Annotated in this window: 18 protein-coding genes; 10 read left to right on the top strand and 8 right to left on the bottom strand. The window is 56.9% G+C overall.

The genetic code is table 11. The features are described 5' to 3' along the window. The first annotated feature begins 21 nt into the window (after positions 1-21). Genes IVB47_RS06830 through IVB47_RS35505 form a run of 3 tightly spaced genes read left to right on the top strand, consistent with a single transcriptional unit; the run spans position 22 to position 3168 of the window. On the top strand, positions 22-924 hold the full coding sequence (locus IVB47_RS06830; protein ID WP_247460616.1) for an AAC(3) family N-acetyltransferase: 903 nt from the start codon (positions 22-24) through the stop codon (positions 922-924). Positions 925-928: 4 nt separating this feature from the next. Then, entirely contained in the window at positions 929-1195 is a 267-nt protein-coding gene (locus IVB47_RS06825) for an acyl carrier protein (RefSeq protein ID WP_247460613.1), read from the top strand. Further along, entirely contained in the window at positions 1192-3168 is a 1977-nt protein-coding gene (locus tag IVB47_RS35505; protein WP_247460611.1) for an HAD-IIIC family phosphatase, read from the top strand. Before IVB47_RS06825 ends, IVB47_RS35505 begins: the two co-directional genes overlap by 4 nt. A 420-nt stretch (positions 3169-3588) precedes the next feature. Here IVB47_RS35505 and IVB47_RS06815 read toward each other — a convergent pair whose 3' ends face one another. Further along, a complete protein-coding gene (locus IVB47_RS06815; RefSeq protein WP_247460609.1) occupies positions 3589-5466 on the bottom strand; it encodes a hypothetical protein in 1878 nt (625 codons plus the stop codon). A gap of 237 nt (positions 5467-5703) precedes the next feature. Here IVB47_RS06815 and IVB47_RS06810 point away from each other — a divergent pair, with 237 nt between their 5' ends. From IVB47_RS06810 to IVB47_RS06785, 6 genes are all read left to right on the top strand, one after another. Beyond that, entirely contained in the window at positions 5704-6561 is an 858-nt protein-coding gene (locus tag IVB47_RS06810) for a methyltransferase domain-containing protein (protein ID WP_247460607.1), read from the top strand. 146 nt (positions 6562-6707) lie between these two features. Beyond that, on the top strand, positions 6708-7559 hold the full coding sequence (gene cysD, locus IVB47_RS06805; RefSeq protein WP_247460802.1) for a sulfate adenylyltransferase subunit CysD: 852 nt from the start codon (positions 6708-6710) through the stop codon (positions 7557-7559). After that, positions 7556-9442, top strand: a complete 1887-nt coding sequence (gene cysN / locus IVB47_RS06800) for a sulfate adenylyltransferase subunit CysN (protein WP_247460605.1) — start codon at positions 7556-7558, stop codon at positions 9440-9442. Before cysD ends, cysN begins: the two co-directional genes overlap by 4 nt. Positions 9443-9543: 101 nt before the next feature. Continuing rightward, positions 9544-10515 (top strand): glycosyltransferase family 2 protein, encoded by a 972-nt coding sequence (locus IVB47_RS06795; protein ID WP_247460603.1) that lies wholly within the window; start codon positions 9544-9546, stop codon positions 10513-10515. Continuing rightward, positions 10508-11629, top strand: a complete 1122-nt coding sequence (locus IVB47_RS06790) for a hypothetical protein (protein ID WP_247460601.1) — start codon at positions 10508-10510, stop codon at positions 11627-11629. The genes IVB47_RS06795 and IVB47_RS06790 overlap by 8 nt, the downstream gene beginning before the upstream one ends. Beyond that, the gene (locus IVB47_RS06785; protein WP_247460599.1) at positions 11626-12366 is read left to right on the top strand and encodes a class I SAM-dependent methyltransferase; all 741 of its coding nucleotides are present in this window, start codon (positions 11626-11628) and stop codon (positions 12364-12366) included. The genes IVB47_RS06790 and IVB47_RS06785 overlap by 4 nt, the downstream gene beginning before the upstream one ends. 37 nt (positions 12367-12403) lie before the next feature. On the opposite strand, the gene IVB47_RS06780 is transcribed toward IVB47_RS06785, so the two are convergent. From IVB47_RS06780 to IVB47_RS06755, 6 genes are all read right to left on the bottom strand, one after another. Beyond that, entirely contained in the window at positions 12404-13546 is a 1143-nt protein-coding gene (locus IVB47_RS06780; RefSeq protein ID WP_247460597.1) for a DegT/DnrJ/EryC1/StrS family aminotransferase, read from the bottom strand. Next, on the bottom strand, positions 13524-14543 hold the full coding sequence (locus IVB47_RS06775; RefSeq protein ID WP_247460595.1) for an NAD-dependent epimerase/dehydratase family protein: 1020 nt from the start codon (positions 14541-14543) through the stop codon (positions 13524-13526). Before IVB47_RS06775 ends, IVB47_RS06780 begins: the two co-directional genes overlap by 23 nt. Continuing rightward, a complete protein-coding gene (locus IVB47_RS06770) occupies positions 14540-15565 on the bottom strand; it encodes a Gfo/Idh/MocA family oxidoreductase (protein ID WP_247460593.1) in 1026 nt (341 codons plus the stop codon). The genes IVB47_RS06775 and IVB47_RS06770 overlap by 4 nt, the downstream gene beginning before the upstream one ends. A gap of 101 nt (positions 15566-15666) precedes the next feature. Then, on the bottom strand, positions 15667-16425 hold the full coding sequence (locus IVB47_RS06765; protein WP_247460591.1) for a sulfotransferase: 759 nt from the start codon (positions 16423-16425) through the stop codon (positions 15667-15669). A 41-nt stretch (positions 16426-16466) separates the two neighbouring features. Further along, a complete protein-coding gene (locus IVB47_RS06760) occupies positions 16467-17564 on the bottom strand; it encodes a DegT/DnrJ/EryC1/StrS family aminotransferase (protein WP_247460589.1) in 1098 nt (365 codons plus the stop codon). A gap of 17 nt (positions 17565-17581) precedes the next feature. Continuing rightward, positions 17582-18061 (bottom strand): acyltransferase, encoded by a 480-nt coding sequence (locus tag IVB47_RS06755; RefSeq protein ID WP_247460587.1) that lies wholly within the window; start codon positions 18059-18061, stop codon positions 17582-17584. A 763-nt stretch (positions 18062-18824) separates the two neighbouring features. Here IVB47_RS06755 and IVB47_RS06750 point away from each other — a divergent pair. After that, positions 18825-19040: a hypothetical protein gene (locus tag IVB47_RS06750; protein WP_247460585.1), complete on the top strand. Its 216-nt coding sequence runs from the start codon at positions 18825-18827 to the stop codon at positions 19038-19040. A 108-nt stretch (positions 19041-19148) separates the two neighbouring features. On the opposite strand, the gene IVB47_RS06745 is transcribed toward IVB47_RS06750, so the two are convergent. Then, positions 19149-19333, bottom strand: a 185-nt coding sequence (locus tag IVB47_RS06745; RefSeq protein WP_247460584.1) for a hypothetical protein, incomplete at its 5' end; no start/stop codon positions are given.

Below are 19333 nucleotides of genomic sequence, written 5' to 3'. Positions count from 1 at the left end.
CCAGCTATTGTGCTTCCAAACATGTCTCGCACCGTCCGCAGCTCCGTCAAACGCGTTGCCCAGAAGCTCATAGGCCGGAGCGACGTACGTGGTTTCCTGCGCCAACAAAAATTGTGGCTTTCGAAAAAAATTTACCGGCGCCCCGTTTCGATCGCCAAACTGCGACAACAATTGATCGATCTGGGGGTGACGCCCGGAAGGACCCTCTGGGTCCATTCCTCATGGAACGAATTTTACAACGTTGCCCTACGCCCAAGTGAAATGATTGATTTAATGCGTGACCTGCTCGGCCCGGGCGGAACGCTTGCCATGCCCGCGTTTCCGATGGATCACAATCCCGACAAGGTCTTTCTCGTCGACAGGGCGCCGGTCTATACTGGCCTGCTATGCGAAGTCTTCCGTCGCTCTCCCGACGCACGCAGAAGCATACACCTGTCTTCATCTGTGTGCGCGGTCGGCCCCAACGCTGATTTTCTAGTGCGGGATCATCATCTCACCTTGATGCCTTGGGGCAAGGAGAGCCCGTTCTGCCGGCTGGCGGAGCTGGATGGGCGCATCCTCGGAATCGGCGCCGGTTTCAACTTCTTAACTCACCTGCACACCGCCGAATGTCTGCTGTTCGACGAAGTCCCGTTCTTCCGGAGCGTCTTCGACGGCACGATCAAATACCGCTGGAAAAGAGCCGGCGGCGAAACCGGCGAACACGAATACATGCGGCGGATAGGCGACATCAGGCCGCAGCGGCTGCGCCGGCATTTCGGCCCGGATATCTGCGTCGAGGCCAAATTATCAAATTTGAGGATACTTGCCGCCGATGCTAAGCCGTTTATCGAACGGGCGGTCACCCTTGGTCGCAGGGGTATCACGATGTATATCCAGCCCGTTCCGAGGCCGGAACTTTTTTTCTCTTCGAAGGGTCGATGATCTGATGGTGCAAGCGTCTGAAAGAGTGAATTCGTCGGATGCCATACTGGCCAGAGTTCAGGACGTGTTCCGCGCCGAACTCGATGATGAAGACCTGGTGATCGGGCCGGAGACGAGCCAGAAGACTCTCAAGACCTGGGACAGCCTGGCGCATATCCGGCTGGTGAGCGGCATCGAGAGTGAGTTCGATATTCAATTCAATCTCACCGAAATCGAACAGATCATGTCGGTCCGGCAGTTTGTTCAGCTGATTGAGGAACGCTTGCAGTGAGTGAACCGCAGGTCTCGACGAGCCGGGCGACGAAAATGTCCTTGCAGGCACTGCCCTGGCTGACGCGGCCTTCGGGAAAGATGCGCGAACGGCTTGCTTCGCTGCCGGCCGAACCTCTGGGGGCGCTGCAATTCTTGCAGTCGCTCGCGCAGGCGGCGTGGGACGAATCCGACCTCCGCGCTCTCGGCCGGAAGATCAACGGCATTCTGAAGTCTGCGCCCGCGAATTTCGCTGCTGAAGCGCGGAAGAACGGCCTACTGCCAGTCCGCATACTGATCCTGTCGGCTAGCACCGCCTCGCATATGTCCGATGCCCTGATCGGGACCGCGATCCGGTTCAAATTCCTGCTCGACGTCACGATCGCGGAGTATGAAGAGCCGGAGCCATGGCTTGACAGGAACGGCGCTGCATTGAAGAAGAATCCGCCGGATTTCGTGCTGGTCGCTTCCGACAATCGCATGCTCAGGCTCACCTCTCCGCTCGGCGATGAGGCTGTGACGGCGCAGATCGTCGAAGCGGCGCTCGGGCGGATCAGAAGAATTGCCGAAGTGGCCGAGGCGGCGACAGGCCGTCCCATCATCCTGCAAACGCTCGCCGCCGATCCTGACGCCGTTCAGTTCAACATGGACCTTGGCCTGGCGGGCAGCCCGCGTTATCTGGCCAGCGAATTCAACCGCCGCCTAGCGCACCTTTCGCGGCAGGAATCCCGGCTGGTGCTTGACGTGAACGCGCTGGCCGGGCTAGTCGGGCAGTCGGCATGGTCTGCCGGACGCTATTGGTACGCCGCGAAGTATCCGTTCGCGACCGCCATGATCCCGCTTTATGCCGACAATGTCATGCGAATCCTGGCAGCGCAAATGGGACGGTCGCGTCGGGTCCTGGTTCTCGATCTCGACAACACCATGTGGGGCGGCATCGTCGGTGACGATGGCATCGAAGGGCTCGAGCTGGGCAATGGCAGCGCGCTCGGCGAAGCCCATTCGGCATTGCAGCGGATGGCACTTTCGCTCAAGGAGCGTGGGATCATCCTGTGCGTTTCCTCGAAGAACGATGAAGCCATAGCGCTCGACGCGTTCCGCAACCACCCCGAAATGATCCTGAAGGAAGACGACATCGTCGCCTTCCGAGTCAATTGGGAAGACAAGGCCGCCAATATCAAGGCGATTGCCGATGCGCTGGACCTTGGTCTCGATTCTTTTGTGTTCCTCGATGACAACCCGGCCGAACGGAAACGCGTCCGCGATGCGCTGCCGGCGGTGGCCGTGCCCGAACTGCCGGAAGATCCAAGCGACTGGCTCCCGGTGTTCCAGGCTGCGGGATATTTCGAGCAAGCCGGCTTTTCAAAAGAGGACCAGCTCCGCGCAGGCTTCAACAAAGCGAACGCACTTCGCGCCGCCCAGCTCGAGCGGATCGGTGATCATAACGACTATCTGCGTTCGCTTGGAATGACGCTGTCGATCGCGCCGTTCGACGGCGCCGGCCGCAAGCGGATTGCCCAACTGATCTCGAAATCAAATCAGTTTAACCTGACCACCCGTCGCTACAGCGATGCCGAAATCGCAGCGCTGGAATCAAGGCTCGACGTCTTTACGATACAGGCCCGGCTTGAGGATATTTTCGGCGACAACGGAATGATTTCGACGGTTATATGCCGTAGGACCGGCCAAGCTTGGGAGGTCGACAGCTGGATCATGTCGTGCCGCGTGCTCGGCCGACGCGTGGAGGAGGCCATCCTTCAATACCTGGTCGAACAGGCTCGGTTGAGGGGGATCAGTGCGATCACCGGGCGCTACATTCCGACCGCCAAGAACGGCCTAGTTCGCGATCATTTCAGTAGGCTCGGTTTCGTTCAGGCCGGCACGCAAGAGGATGGCGAAACGACTTGGCGCCTCTTCATCGACGACTATGTCCACAAGAATTTACCGCTCAGCGTTCGAGTAAGTGAAGATCCAACGACGCGCTGTCCGACATAAGGACTTTACATCGTAAGTAGTAGTAGCCGCCAGCATTACCGGCACTAAAGAGGAAATCAGCCGCGAAAAGGAGAATTAAGTAAATTGCAGCATAGTGGAAGCGACCAAAAGCTGTAGAATGAGAGCGCTGCGAATGTCGATAGTTGCGAAGGCATCGGCCGTTGTTTTGGGACAGGAAACTGCAGTTGAGCTCACCTTCCCCGTTCGAAATGGTGCACGGCAATCGGTGGCCGCACCCGCAGGGTCTGCGCGAACTGCAAGCGCGGCACCCAGAGCAGAGATAGACCGGTAAGCATCGTGGGCCCGCTTTGCAGACGATGCCCGCGTCAAAGCTACCTTGCGATCAAACCTGTCCGCAATCGGGGCAGGCGGAGCGCTCTATCGTTGTGTGCAGTTGACGTGGACATCCATGCTCATAATCTACTTGGGTTTCGGCCTCCAAAGAATATGAATTTCATTCTCGTATTCAGTGTGGCTCTGGACGACCTCCTCATAGTCGGACGGAAAGTTCAAGCCCATCGAACTCATGACCATTGCGGGAATCGGCCGGTGCCCTTTCGGCGCGCTTAACACCCAAGAGCGATTAAGGTCTTCGCGCGGAACGGTCTCAAGCGCCCGTCGCGTGAACTCTTCACTATTTGGGTAACCACCTAGCAGCCATGCCGAGCCGATTGGCAACCCTTCCAAAAAGAAAATCGTCGTCGGGGCCGTTCCGGTCAGGTCGATAATCGGGGTAGATTTGATGAACCCGGATTCAAGCGCAGCCTTTTTAATCCGTTGCAAATAACTGACCGAGGCAGGATCGAGACATATCGGAAGACTGGAACGTCCGATCACCATGCATTCGGTTTGCTGCCACAGCGGATGCGTCAAACGATAGGGCCGTGATGCCGCGCCGATCATCGCCGCAAATGTCGCGCAAACAAATCCTACTCCTATCCACTCTACGAGCCGACCATGAACGCTCGGAAATAGGGTCACTACCATTAGCATCACGGCCGCTACCCAGAATACAGAAGCAAGCCCACTCATGAGCTCAATGGAATTTCCGCTGCCAAATCCAAAAGCGATCGGAACCCAGCAAAGTAGGAGCGCCGTCCAGCATGCTCGCGCTCTGCAGCTATCAACCGAACGACCGATTATCCCAAGCATCAACGTAGCGAAGATTACCATCGTCAGCACAGACGAAACGCTTTGCCAGACTAGCACCGACATCACAAGAAGGGTGACAGCGAGAACCGTTACCCGAGCCTGACAAAGGTATGCAACGAGAAGTGCGATCACCGCTGCTAATGGCCATAAACGAGCGACCGATCGACCACCATCATCAGCAACAATCTTCGCTCCTATACAAATGCCTATTGCAATAAGGGCGGACGCCACGACTAAATGGAGCGCTCGGTGAAGTCTGTTCAGGCAACCCAATTGCACGATCGCAACGACGATGGCGCCCCCAACGAGAAAGAACGCCCATTCAAAATGCGAAAACGTGCCCCGGAACTGATCCTTCACGGACAGCAAGAACGGAGGCCTCAAGAGGCCTATCAGCTCGAAGCCAAGACGGTAGCGATCAACCATACCCTGAAAGGTACCGCCAATCACCATCACGATTGCCGCGCTGACGATCAAGGTCGAAACCGCCGCCCAGATCAATGACCAAAAGACTTCGCGTTGCCGATGAACAACAAGGAATATCAGGGCGAAGAGCGCCATCGGAAATGCGGTCGAAGGTCTAGCCATCCAGATTGCAATCGCACCAAAACTGATCATTGCCGCACTTGACACGATCCGGCGGCGGTGCGCATCAACATGGCCCCCAGCGCTAAACAGCAAGCCCGAGGTGAACGAGAGGCAGCCGGCAAAATTGAGGAGGTTGTACCCCGGCGAGGGCAGCCAGCAGCTATAGAAAGAAAGCGCCGCGATCGATAGAAACAACCCCGCAGACACTGAGACCTTCGGCTTCTCGGGCAACCATCTGCATGCATATGCGCTAATGCTGCAGCCGAACGCAAAGCCAAATCCCAGCACTATCACGCCCGCGACTAACCGCCACGCGACGATGTTGTCTGGAAACATGAGCGCGAGCGGGTGAAAGAAGAAGCCCGTTGCCGTTAGGAAGAAAGAATACTCCCAGGGGTTCTTGATCCAATTCAGATAGAAACCTTCATCAGTTAGATCGAGACCACGCGTCAAGAGGGAGACGAACAGAACAACATTCAAGGCCGCAAAGAGATAGCCAGCGATACGCCAGCAGTTCCAAATCCAATGTTCTTCAACGGAATGCGATTTCTTACCCACGCCGCGTATTCCTGTCGTGACTGGCTCGGCCACGGCCGCCCGACAGCAACCCGAGCTAAATGTAGAGCCTTTGTTAGGCTGAAATGAATCGGATTGCAAAATATTCCACATCAAACGATTCTGTGGTATTGGCCGAGGATTAGCCCGCTCCCGCCAGCCCGGACCGAGGCGCAGCCCTGCGAAAATTGGAATTGAACGTTGCGAGTGGAAACGCGAGACAGCAAACAGGATGTGCGTATGGCCAAAGCGCGACGAGCACTCTGCTGTCCCGCTTGCCGAGCCGATCTCTTCGACACAGCAGGATCCCTGCGCTGCTCCTCATGCTCAGCAGAATACCCGGTCAGAGGCGGAAAAATCTACTTCATCGACGTTCCTGAAGCGACGGACGAACTCGACATTGTTAAGTATCGGCTAAAGAAAGCCTTGGGAAAGTTCTACTATGCCTGGGGAATCACGATCTTCGCGCCGACCTTTCCGTTTAACTATCGTGCCGCGGTGCTACGTCTAGCGGACCCGGACAAACAGCTTGTCGTTGATATCGGTGCGGGCAACCATCGAATAGATCCGCGGATCCTTACGATAGACCTGTTCGATTACGCCGCGACCGACATCGTTTGCGACCTGAGCAACCTGCCATTCCGGGATGAGTCCGTTGATGCCTTCATATCGCGTTCCGTTCTTGAGCACGTTCCCGGGTTGTCTGAAATTTGCAAACATCTCGCACGAGCAACGCGCAAGGGCGGCTTGGCCGCCCATTTGATTCCATTTATGTTTCCTTTCCACGCCTCTCCTCATGATTATCAGCGGCTCACTCACGTGGGCGCCGCTAATCTCTTTCCGGGCTTCGAACTTCTGGAACAACGCAACGCGACGGGGCCCTTTACCTTGCTGACTTTGCTTTTGATCGAGGTACTAGCCGCGACTTTTTCACTAGGCAGTGAGCGGCTCAAGGCACTCTTGTACCTGGTTTTTTGTCTCTTTTTTTTCCCCATCAAGTTCCTGGACTTTGCGTTCGTCGGGCGCAGTTCCATGCTCCGGGTTGCACCCACCATTTTTACGGTAACGCGCAAGACGAAGCACGTGGAAGTCACATGATCAGCCGGGACCCGCTGACACTGCAGACGGCGGAAACGCCTCTTGCAGATCTTATCTGTCGGTATGCAAGGCAAGGTGCAGAAGCCCCCCGCGGTCGCAATCTCACTCCGCACCTCCGCCGGCTCGAATCCGAGTCGATCGAGGTCATGCGCGAAGTCGTTGCCGAAATGACCAACCCAGTCTTTCTTTACTCCATCGGCAAGGACTCGACGGTGATGCTTCACCTCGCTCGAAAAGCCTTTTTCCCGGGCAAGCCGCCGTTTCCCTTTCTGCATATCGCGACGACCTGGGATTTTCAGGACATGATTACGTTCCGCGATCTAATCGCGGACGCGCTTGGTATCGAACTGAGAGTCCATACCAACGAAGACGGCTTACGACGCGGTATCAATCCGATCACTTCCGGTGCAAGCACGCATGCACAGGTCATGTCTACGGAAGGTCTGCGTCAAGCCTTGGACAAGTGGAAGTTCGATGCAGCCTTCGGCGGCGCCCGCCGCGACGAAGAAAAAAGCCGCGCCAAGGAACGGGTTTTTTCGTTCCGCAACGCTTCTCATGCGTGGGATCCTCGTAACCAACGGCCCGAACTCTGGAATCTGTACAACACCAGACTTAAGGAAGGTGAATCGCTCAGAGTTTTCCCGTTGTCGAACTGGACCGAGCTGGATGTTTGGACTTACATCAAGCTCGAACAAATTCCGGTCGTCCCCCTCTACTTTTCCCGCTTAAGGACCGTCCTTCGTCGCTCGGGCGCTCTCATCATGAGAGACGACGAACGCATGCCATTAAATTCCGGCGAAACGCCTGAGATGATGCCCGTTAGGTTCCGAACTCTTGGATGCTATCCACTTACCGGCGCAATGGAATCGCGAGCTGTGAACGTCGACGACATCATCGTCGAGATGGAGACCTCGACGATGTCAGAGCGTCAGGGGCGCCTCATCGACTACGACGAGGCCGCATCGATGGAACGGAAGAAGCGAGAGGGGTATTTTTGATTATAAAGCCCTTTAAAGAAGCATCCGATGGCGAACCCACGCCTAGACGTGGACTGCTCCGCCTTCTGACGTGTGGATCAGTAGACGACGGTAAATCCACCCTAATCGGGCGCCTGCTTGTCGATTCGAAATCTATCTTTCAGGATCAGTTGTCCGCCGCTGAGCGCGACTCGGTCCGTTATGGAACAAACGAAGAGGAAGTCGATCTCGCGCTACTGCTAGATGGGCTTGAGGCCGAACGTGAACAGGGCATCACGATCGACGTAGCCTACCGGTTTTTTGCGGCACGCAATCGCAGCTTCATCGTTGCGGATACGCCCGGCCACGAACAGTATACACGCAATATGGCGACGGGTGCCTCGACGGCCGATCTTGCGATCATTCTGGTCGACGCCCGCAAAGGCCTCCTCACTCAGACCAAGCGACACAGTTTTATTTGCTCGCTGCTCGGCATTCGGGACGTCGTACTCGCCGTTAACAAGATGGATCTCGTCGGCTATTCACGCGAAACGTTCGACCTGATTGTAGAGGCCTATGGTAAGTTCGCTCAGCCTCTCGAGTTTGGTTCAGTCATAGCAATTCCGATATCAGGCCGTTTCGGCGCAAATGTCGTTAGCCCATCACCGTTGACCCCTTGGTACGAGGGTCCTAGCCTTCTGGACCATCTGGAACATGTCGATGTCTCCGCGGAGGCCAACGCTCAGCCATTCCGCTTGCCAGTACAACTCGTTAGCCGCCCACATTCGGATTTTCGCGGCTATAGCGGTACTGTGGCAACCGGATCCGTGGCCCGCGGCGACGACGTGGTCGTGGCGAAATCGGGCCGCCAAACAGTCGTCTCAAAAATAGTCACGTTCGATGGCGAACGCGAAGAGGCGGCAGCAGGTGACTCGATCACTCTCGTGCTCGGCGACGAAATTGACATTGCGCGCGGGGACGTTTTGGTCGACCCGCAGGACAGACCGGCCGTCGCCGATCAGTTTGCATGCAAGCTGATCTGGATGGATGACGACCCGATGCTACCCGGACGATCCTATCTTCTGAAATGCGGAACCCAGAAGATTCCGGCACGGATTACAACGCTGAAGCATCAGATCGACATCAACACGCTCGATCAGAGAGCTGCCCGTACGTTGAGGCTCAACGAAATCGGAATCTGCAACATCTCGACATCGGCTTCACTGGTATTCGATCCCTACGCCCATAACCGGCGCACCGGATCGTTCATCCTGATCGACCGGTCGACCAACGCTACGGCCGGCGCTGGCATGATATTATTTCCGCTTCGCCGGGCTACCAACATCCACCATCATGATCATCTGATCGGCAAAACCCAGCATGCGACGCTCAAACAGCAAAAGCCGACCATTCTCTGGTTCACGGGACTGTCCGGTTCGGGGAAATCCACGATTGCGAATCAGCTCGAGAAGATACTCCACGACTTCGGTTATCACACGTTCCTGCTCGACGGGGACAACATCAGACACGGCCTCAATCGCGACCTCGGGTTCACCGACGCTGATCGCGTGGAAAACATCAGACGTGTCGGGGAGGTCGCCAAGCTTATGCTGGATGCCGGTCTGATCGTCATTTGCTGCTTCATTTCGCCGTTCCGGGCCGAGCGGGACAGCTTACGTGAGCTCGTCGGCCCGGATGAACTGGTCGAGATATTCGTCGACACGCCGATCGAGGATTGCATCCAGCGCGACCCAAAAGGACTCTACGCGGCAGCCCTTGCCGGCAAGATCAAAAACTTTACGGGAGTGGATTCGCCCTATGAACCGCCGGAAAGGCCGGACATTCACATCAGGAAATCCGAAGACGTGACCGAAGCCGCATCTCGCATTGCAGCATGGTTGCTCCCGCGAATCAAGAGCGCCTAGCGCATACAAAGATTGTGCCGTTAAGGCGATGGACTCGGCCGCAGTTGAAAGTTATGCAGAGGCTCATTCCAGAGGCCGCCAAGGTACATTCCGTACGGTTCATGATGACCAGCGAGCGACCACGCCCAGGACGGCTGACTTTGATCACGCCGGTATTCAATGAATCGGCCAGTATCGATCTATGCGCGGAGGCCGTCACCCGTGTTATCTTCGCCGATCCCGACATCTACGCCCACGTCATTTTTGTTGACGATGGATCATCTGACGACAGTTGGGCCAAAATCGAAGCGCTAGCCCGGACCTCGTCGCGGTTTTCAGGCGTTCGGCTGTCACGGAATTTCGGCGCCCATTACGCGCTGACGGCTGGCTTCGATCATGTCGAGCCCGATCAAGACGCCGTTGCTACGCTTGCTTGCGACCTGCAGGATCCGCCTGAAACAGTTCTCGATTTCATGCGGGAATGGCGTCACGGCGCCGATATCGTCTGGGGCGCGCGCCGCGAGCGGGCCGATAGCTGGTCGCGCAAAACTGCGTCGCATATTCTGAATTATGTTTTGACGCGCTATGCAATGCCGAAGAACTCGCGCTTCAGGACAGGCAGCTTCCTGCTAATGGATCGCACTGCCTTCGACTGCTTTCTGCAATACCGCGAGCATAACCGGGTCACTTTTGCACTCGTCGCCTGGACCGGTTTCAACCAAGCCACCGTTCCCTATGACCGGAAAGCTCGCGTCCACGGTACTACGCGATGGTCGTTCGGCCAGATGCTGAATACTGCGTATGACGTCTTTATAGGCTTTTCACCGGTTCCCGCAAAGTTCGTCGCTATGCTCGGGTTCGCAGTTTTCACCGGCAGCATCCTGTTTCTGCTCTACCTCTTGATAAGCTGGTCGATGACCGATGTGGAACCCGGCTGGACCGGGATCATGACCATGATGACCGTGCTGTTCGGATTGCTGTTCATGATGGTCGGCATGCTTGCGGAGTATCTGTACCGCATATTCATTGAGACGAAGAGGCGTCCGCTTTATTTTGTTTCAAAGCGAACCAAACGATTACCGACCGATGTCTGAGACCTCGCTGATCAAGGTCCGGCTAAACGCGCGTGAGCTGCCGGCGGCGGCGCGTTGGGCCGATGGACTTGATATCATGTTGCCGGCGAACATGGCCGCCCTCTTCGGCAATGGCGGCGTCGACTGGAGCGAGGACGCGGTGCGGTCGCAAGCGCAAGAGAGCGCGGTGCATCTCCGAGAACGGAACGCCTACCTGTCGAGGCCTCCTACATCGGCACGATTACCGGTGAACTACCGAACTATTCCGGGGCCGCTCCGGCGCGCCATTGGACGCGGCATTGGACGGATGCAGCGCTACCGGCAGTCCCAGTGGGCGCGCTTCCCGGGCTGGCCGGTGGACCTTTCGGCCGATGCGGCAGCCGATCTCGGCGGCCTGCCATTTCAAAGGCCGCCGCGGACGCCAGTGCTCCTTACCCACGATATCGATAGCGCGGAAGGGCTGACCAACCTCGTCAAATTGTTTTTGCCGATCGAAGAAGTCAACGGTGCACGGTCAGCGAATTATATCGTGCCATGTGCCTGGCCGATCGATAGAGGTCTGACCTCGGAGATCGCCAGTCGCGGTCACGAAATCGGTATTCATGGGTACGACCATTCGAACCGAACGCCCTTCGCGCCTGCAGCAGAACGGCACACACGCCTCGCCGCCGGAGCGCAAGTCGGGGCTGAATTCAAGACAGCCGGTTATCGCGCACCGTCGCTGGTGCGTACCAAGCTCATGATCGAGGAGCTCGCATCACACTACCGATATGACAGCAGCATCCCCACATCCGGTGGGCTATTTCCCGTTCCCAACAACGGGTGCGCGAGCGCTCGGCCATGGAAAATCGGAACCATGTGGGAGCTTCCGCTGTCGATGCCACGCGACGGCAGCCTGCAATTTCTCGGCTACAGTCCTGCCAGGATCATGTCGACATGGATCGACGGGGCGCGCCTGATCGCTAGCAGCGGCGGCATCGTGTGTCTCCTAACCCATTGCGAGCGCGGCTTTTCCGGAAATCCTCCGATGCTCAATATCTATCGGGAATTCATCGAACGAATGGCGGCTGATAGCAGCTTCGAATTCCTGCGGCCGATTGATCTTGTCGAACGCTTGGATCGGCAATCCGCGTGAGGGGCGAAGCCGGGCGATCGTTTGAAAAAGCGGCCTTCTCCGGCCGCGAGGACAGCATTCGCCTGTTCCTCGATGCCGCACTCGAGCGCTTACCGGACAGCGACACGCTTCGTATTCTGGATCTGGGGTGCGGCGCCGGCGATCTTCTGCTCGCGCTTCGCCGCGACCGGCCTCGCGCCATCCTGACCGGCGTCGACATCTCGCCTCTTAATATCCAGGCCGCCGTAACACGAGCAAAAGCTGACCCGAACGGCCATGGGGATTTGAGATTCGAGGCTTCCGACTATCTGCAAGCTCGATTCGATGGGTTCGATGTGATCCTAGCGGAAAGCGTGCTCCACCTCATCGTCGGTGATCACGACCGGCTTGCTGCAAAGCTTGCGACGGACCTAGCTCCAGGCGGTGTCATCATCGCGACTATGCCGCAGGACAATCTAACGAATCGGATTTTGATCCTACAACGACATCTCTGGCGCGCAATGCCGCCAGCCGCCGACTCGCTCGCCGTCCGGATCGCTCGGACCATCCACCCCAGAGAGCCCGCCCAGATCATCGCGGAACGCGTTGGCTATCTACGTATCATTCCTAAACGTCTGCACGGACCCCAATGGACTGGGCAAATGCAAACCGCAGGCCTCGATTTGGTCGAAGATATAAAGTGGCCGCGGGCATCGATCCTCAAGCCGATCCATCGCCTGCTGGTTTTCATGCGAAAGATGTCGGCGAGTGAAAGGTAATCAGGCGGCGCCGAACGCACGCGCCGAGTCGCCGCAATCAATTCGCGAAAGTCGATAGCACGTTCAGAACCCGTTCGACGTCCGCGTCCATCATTTCGGGGAAAATCGGCAGCTGCAGCGAAGAAGCAGCCACGGCTTCGGTATGAGGCAGCCTGGCATTCATATGACGATAGGGTTCTTCAAGATGCGAGGCCATTACGCCACGTCGCGTTGCCACGCCACGTCGATAAAAGTGCTCCATCAGTGCGTTTCGCGTTGTTGATTTGCCGTCGCGCACCCTGACCTGAAACGACTGCCAGTTCGGGGTGACGTGCTGCGGAACACTCGGAGCGACGACGATAGTGTGATTCTTTAATCCACTCAGGTACGCCTGCGCTATTGCCTGGCGGCGCGCAAGAAACGCGGCGAATTTCCGTATCTGCGCGACTCCGATCGCGGCTTGGACATCGGTGATTCGAAAATTATAGCCGATTTCCGGATAGGATTCGAATGTGGTCGGCGAACTCGCATGCCGCTGATAGTCGCTGAGCGACATTCCCTGATGGCGGAGACGGCGCAGCTTGCCAGACAGCTCGCTATCATTGGTAACGATCATGCCGCCCTCACCTGTCGTAATCACTTTGCGGGCATGAAGGCTGAAAACCGAATACGGCGAATGCGAACCGACGGGCATCCCGCGGAATTTACTCCCGAATGAACAGGCGGCGTCCTGAATGAGGATGAGGTTCTTGGCAGCCGCGAGCGCTAAGAAGCGGTCGATGTCACACGGCAAGCCGATTTGATCGACCGGGAGGATGGCGCGCGTTTTCGGCGTGATCTTTCGCTCGACGTCATTCGGATCGACGTTGAATGTCGCCGGATCGATATCCACGAAAACGGGTGTGGCGCCGGCGTGCACAATGACATTGACGGAGGCGATAAACGTCAGCGACGGTACGATGACCTCATCGCCTGGACCGATGCCTAGCGCCTTCAGCAGCAGAAAGGCCCCTGTTGTCCAAGACGAAACCCCCACGGCGTTCTCGGCGCCACAGGCTTTGGCAAACAGTTTCTCGAATTCGGCTAGGCTAGGTCCACCAACCACCCACCGGCTGCGGATCGCTAATGCCGCGGCCTCTTCCTCCTCAATTCCGAAGCACGGGCGGCTGAATGCAAGATCAGGAGCGGATGACATCGGCATCGCTATCTATTACCCAATTTTCGATCTTTTCTTCTAACAGATCCTTTGAATTGACCGTCGCTAGAACCCAATCGATGTAGTCGCGCACGCCCGTGTGCAGCCCAATTTCCGCGCTATAGCCAAGCAAGCTCTTTGCCTTGCCAGTGTCGGCGTGTAGATAGGCCACGTCGCCCGGACGATCACCGCGATATTCAATCGTCAGATCATTCCGCGACAGGGCCGTCAGGACTTCCCGGGCCAGATCGTTCAGCGTGACGGGTATCCCGCGTGCGATGTTGACTCGTTGACCGACGACGGCACTAGCTTCGCCGGCAAGCCTGATTCCGCGTGCAATCTCAGTTACATAGGTAAAATCGCGGGCGTTGGTGCCATCTCCGAACACAACCGGACGGAGCCCGTTCAGCACTCGGCCGACGAACCGCGGCAAGACTTCGGCGCGAACGCCGGTCTGATAGGCGCGCGGACCATAGGCATTGAAGGGGCGCACAACGGTCGTGGGCAGACCGTAGGTCCGCATGTACGCTTCGGTATACAACTCGCCTGCCAACTTCGACGCGCCATAAGCGGTCATCGGACAGCAGACCGTAACGTCTTCGCGCAACTCCGCGCGAGACGCGTTTCCGTAAACTTCCGAGCTGGAGCAATACACGAAGCGACGGATGCTGCGCAGCCGCGCTTCCTCCAGAAGAGTGATCGTTCCGGTCGCATTCACATCGTGCGATTCCATCGGCCGGGTGAGGGACCGACGGACACATTGTGTTGCAAGATGGTAGACCACCTCGCAATCCTGGAATGCATTCGCGACCGCCTCGCGATCCGTCACGGAGCCGCGCACAATGCGAACATCACCATTCCCGTTCGCCTCGACGAGGTTGCTTTCGTGGCCGACAGAGAAATCGTCCAGGACAGTCACCGGCCTTCCCTGTTCCACAAGCTGATCGACGAGGTGACTTCCAATAAATCCGGCCCCGCCGGTTACGAGAATTCGCGCGGTCATAGCGGCTTATCCCGCTGCGATCGCACCCGCTCCAAATTGTTGTCAAGGCGCGCTTGGGCTAATTCCAGGGTCCGCACGATTTTCAAGCCTTCGTTTCCGGCCATGATCGACGGCACCTTGCCCTGAATAACGTCGGCAAAGTGTTCGGCAACGCCATTGAGCGCCTCTGTCTTTCGCAACCGCGGTGAATGAATGTCGCCGATTCTATACTGCGGAATGATCATCGAGCGTTGCTCTTCGGGCTGAAAATGGATGCCAGAGCTGTAAATCTTTATCTTCTGGTCTTCGTCTAGATCGTCCCATACGAGCATCTTTTCGGTTCCACCAATCGTAAAGCGGCGGATCTTGACAGGAGACATCCAGCTCAGATTCAGATGCGCGATACAATTCTTCCGGAAATGCAGCGTGAGATACACCATGTCCGGCGCAACCTGATTTACGTGACAATAGCCAGAAGCCTCGACATCAATCAGCTCGTCATCGATCAGATAATTGATGATCGACAGATCGTGAGGCGCCAGGTCCCAAAGGCAATTCACGTCTGGCTGGAAAAGACCGAGGTTCACGCGGAGCGAATCGAAATAGCACACTTGACCAAGGGCAGAACGAGCAACCAGCTCCTTGATCATCTGAACCGCCCCGGTAAACAGGAAGGTGTGGTCGACCATCAAGACGAGAGACTTCCGCTTCGCCCGCTCAATAAGATCGCTGGCCTCGTCCGACGTTGCACACATCGGCTTCTCAAGCAGCACATGCTTCCCGGCATCGAGCGCGCGGCGCGCGATATCGTAGTGGCTTGCGACAGGAGTAGCAACAACAACAGCGTCAACCCCAGGAAGTGCGATGAGCATCTCCACGTCCTCGAATGCCAAGATATCCGAAAATGCAGCCGCTATATGCTCGCGGGTCTCAACTTTTTTATCGGCAATTCCGATGACCCGGCAATCCGCATTGTTGCGAAAATTTCGAAATAGGTTTGGCCCCCAGTAGCCATAGCCCACCAGTCCAATCCCGATTGTCATTGTACCGCCATCCACCTCAGCGCGCGATGCGCAGGTATCAATTTAGCAGTCAGACCGGTTCGCTGCGAGCGCGTGCCGGTTGCAGGCTAGTAGGTCATCGACTAAACGCTCCAGGCGGAGACATCAACGCCTGTCAATTCGTGAAAGTCCTTGATTTCCGATGCGAAGCGTTCACGAAGCCGCTCAGCTGTCCAGGGATCGATGGGTTTATCCGATTCCGTCGCGTTGACGCGACCTGTCTGCAGCGCGGACCAAGGCAGCTGCTCCAGTCCCGCAAACGCCTGGATTCCCGCAACGAAATGCTCCGGACGGCAGAGGATATCTTCAAAGATAAAAAAGCCGATGCGCTCGCCGCCCAACGCGTCGATCCAGGCTCTCGCCAGGCTACCGTACCGGCCGCGCGTCGTATAGTCGAACGGCCGTGCCGCTTCGCGGCCTGGCGGCAACGGACTGGGCCGCCTGCCCTCCAAATTCAACGCTTCCTCGAAACTCAGGGTCTCAAGGCCGTTCTTACGCGACCACAGCCAGTTGGAATAGGCGCGATCGACGGGGTTGCGCAGCAATATAATCAGCTTGGCTTTCGGCAGCAAGCGCGCGAACCGCATGCGCGCATCTTCATTCTCGAAGTAATTAGTGGTCTTCTCGACCCTCACTAAGTTCGGCGCAGCATCGGCGAAGTAGGTATCATACCTTTTCACTATCCCGGCATCGCCATCCGGATCGTCCGTCAGCAGAACTTTCGGCTCCGGCGCAATCGGCTTCGCCAGATAAACGCCAGGATGCTTGTCAAGCACTTCGCATAGGAACGTCGTGCCTGAACGCGGAGCGCCTCCAATGACAACGTCGGGCAAAACCGGCATGTGAAATGATCTCCTGCGGATTGTGGCCACCGCGCTCTTGTTTAGCGATAGAAAGCCGCGACGACCCTGACGACGTAGTCGAGCTGCTCATCCGTCATTCCGACGAATAGCGGCAACGAAAGACCCTCGTCTGCCCACCGCTCGGACACCGGATAGGCCGCATCGGGCTTCACATAAGGCGAAAGAGCGGGCTGCCGGTGCAAGGGCACCGGATAATGCAGGCCCGTCTCGACCCCAGATTTTGACAACGCGTCGCGGAGCGAGTTTCGCGACGGCGTGCGCGCGACGAAAAGATGCCAGCAGTGCGTTTGATGCCGGACAGATGGGACTTCGAGCGGAAGCCCCTTGAGCTTCGTAATATATTGATTGGCGAGCTCGTTCCGCCTCTTCGTCCAGGCTGAAAGCAGCGGCAGCTTGTGCGCCAGAACGACCGCCTGCAGCCCGTCCATCCGATAGTTGAACCCGAGTTCCGCATGGACATATCGCTCGCTCTGAGCGTGATTGCGCAAGGAGCGTAAGCGGTCCGCATAACTGTCATTTGAGGTCACGATCAATCCGGCTTCGCCCGCGGCCCCGAGATTCTTGCCCGGATAGAAGCTAATGCAACCCAAATCCCCCAGCGAGCCAGTCGAACGTCCATTCCATGTTGCTCCGATGGACTGCGCGGCGTCTTCGATCACCTTCAGGTCATAATCCAGGGCGAAGCTGAGAACCGCATCCATGTTCGCAGGCTGACCGTATAGATGAACAGGAACGACGGCGCGCGTCCGCGAAGTCACAAGTCGGCGGGCGACCTCGACGTCGATTGTTCCGGTCTCCTCATCGACATCGCAGAAGACGGGGACCGCTCCAATGTACAGGATACCCCAAGCGCTGCCGATAAACGTGTGAGCGGGCAGCAGGACCTCATCGCCAGCGCCCACACCCGCAGCAATAAGCGCTAGATGAATCGCCGACGTTCCGGAATCTACAGCGATCGCGTGGGGGACACTCAACCATTCCGCGATCTGGCGCTCAAAGGCATCGACGAACGAACCAGACGAAAATTGGCTGCTGGCAAAGACACGTTCAAAATCAAACCGAACCTTGTCTTCGATATGGCGCCACTGCCATGTTAGATCGTTGAAAGGTACTTTCACGAGAAGTCCAATACCAGTTAGCTATCGCGCCTGTCGCGCACATCCCCGATCACCCGTGCAGGGTTTCCAGCCGCGATCGCATATGGTGGGACATCCTTAGTCACGACGGAGCCCGCACCGATCAAAGAGGACGTGCCGATCCTCACGGGCAGAATGACACACCCGCTGCCGATCGAGGCTCGGAATTCAATTGAGGTGCGCGACATCAGCCAGGAGTCTGTAATTCGCTCCCCAGATTCGTCAGTAGCTCTGGGCAGAAGATCATTCGTGAACATAACACCGTGACCCACGAAGACTTCATTTCCTATCTCGACGCCTGCGCAAACAAAAGCGTGCGATTGTATCTTGCACAGGCGACCGATGATTGCTCCGGCTTGAATTTCAACAAACGGGCCAATAAAGGTATCATCTCCAATGGAACATCCATAGAGATTCACGAGATCCGGGAGTGGAATCCGCGTACCTTTTCCAAGCTGAACGTTGGCGGCAATGGGCAAGTGACAGTCCTTGTTTGATCTCCAGATGCCAAGTTAGCTAAGCTCGGTCAACCGAATACGATGTGCCGCCTCCAAATACTCACCGTAGTCGCGCGAGAATGTTCATTGTTTGTTCATGTCAAGAAGCATCAGGTGGTAAAGGTTTTTGGGCCTCATGAGCAACTCGACGAAGCGGCAAGTGCTCTTTCTTTGTACCGGAAATTACTATCGAAGCCGCTTTGCGGAAGAGCTGTTCAATCACCGCGCCAACTTACGTGGCTTGGATTGGAAGGCATTCTCGCGTGGTTTGGCGCTCGAACGGGGGTCCTCGAACGTCGGGCCCATGTCTACTCATACGCACGAGGCGCTCATACACCGTCGGGTTCTTCCTCTTGGAGCTGATCGTTTGCCGAAAGCATGCAAGATCGACGATCTTCGTTGCGCAGACGCGATTGTCGCGTTGGCCGAAACCGAACATCGGGAACTGCTTCGTGTTAGGTTTCCTGGGTGGGAGGCTCGTGTCAACTACTGGAATATCCAAGATGTGAATGTGAGTGATCCCGTGAGTGCCGTCGCTGCCATAGATCAAGAAATTGAGCGCTTTATCGCAGGGTGCAGATAGACCAGAACATGCTGATAGATCGTTGCCCAACCGATCTTCGTCATCAGCCTTGGAGCCCCAGACGCATCAATCTGAGCATCGCTTCATTCTCCACCGGGGGAGCACGATAGAACGACGAGCGGCTGATCGAGGCCAGCTCGTACTGGCGTACAATCGAGAGCCGTGGATGACCGGGTTCGATCATTGCCTTCCTCTGATCAAGAGCGATCGAAGGCTTTGGCCGAAATCCGGCGCCACAACAAGCTGACCGATTTTGGCATGAAGCTTCATCACCTCGGCGTCGCGGTTGGCCTGAACCCCAGCCCCCTTGTCGTCGAAAACCTTGGCCAGCTTCTCGATCGCCTCGCGCTTTTACGCCGTAATCTGGGTGGGATGTAATTCGAGTCTGGTCGCCAACTGCGCAACCGTCGGGTGGCCTTTGATTGCTTCCAGCGCAACCTTGGCTTTGAACTCAGCCGTGAACTGTCTGCGCGTCCTCATGGTGGATCATCCTCTTTTGTCATCAAATCCACCTTGGCCGCCTGTCTCACAAACCGGGACCAACCACCTCACTCCGATGGCGGTCCCAAACATCAGGCCACCATCACTCCCTGATGGAACTTGTAATTTGAGCGACTCGATCTGCTCGCCAGCCATGTCTTTTGTACGCATCCGACGGGGGCCGTCTTGCG

It is taken from the genome of Bradyrhizobium sp. 62 (assembly GCF_023073035.1).
GTDB lineage: Bacteria > Pseudomonadota > Alphaproteobacteria > Rhizobiales > Xanthobacteraceae > Bradyrhizobium.
Note: the sequence above shows the minus strand (reverse complement) of the source record. Positions and strands in the feature narration are given on the sequence as shown.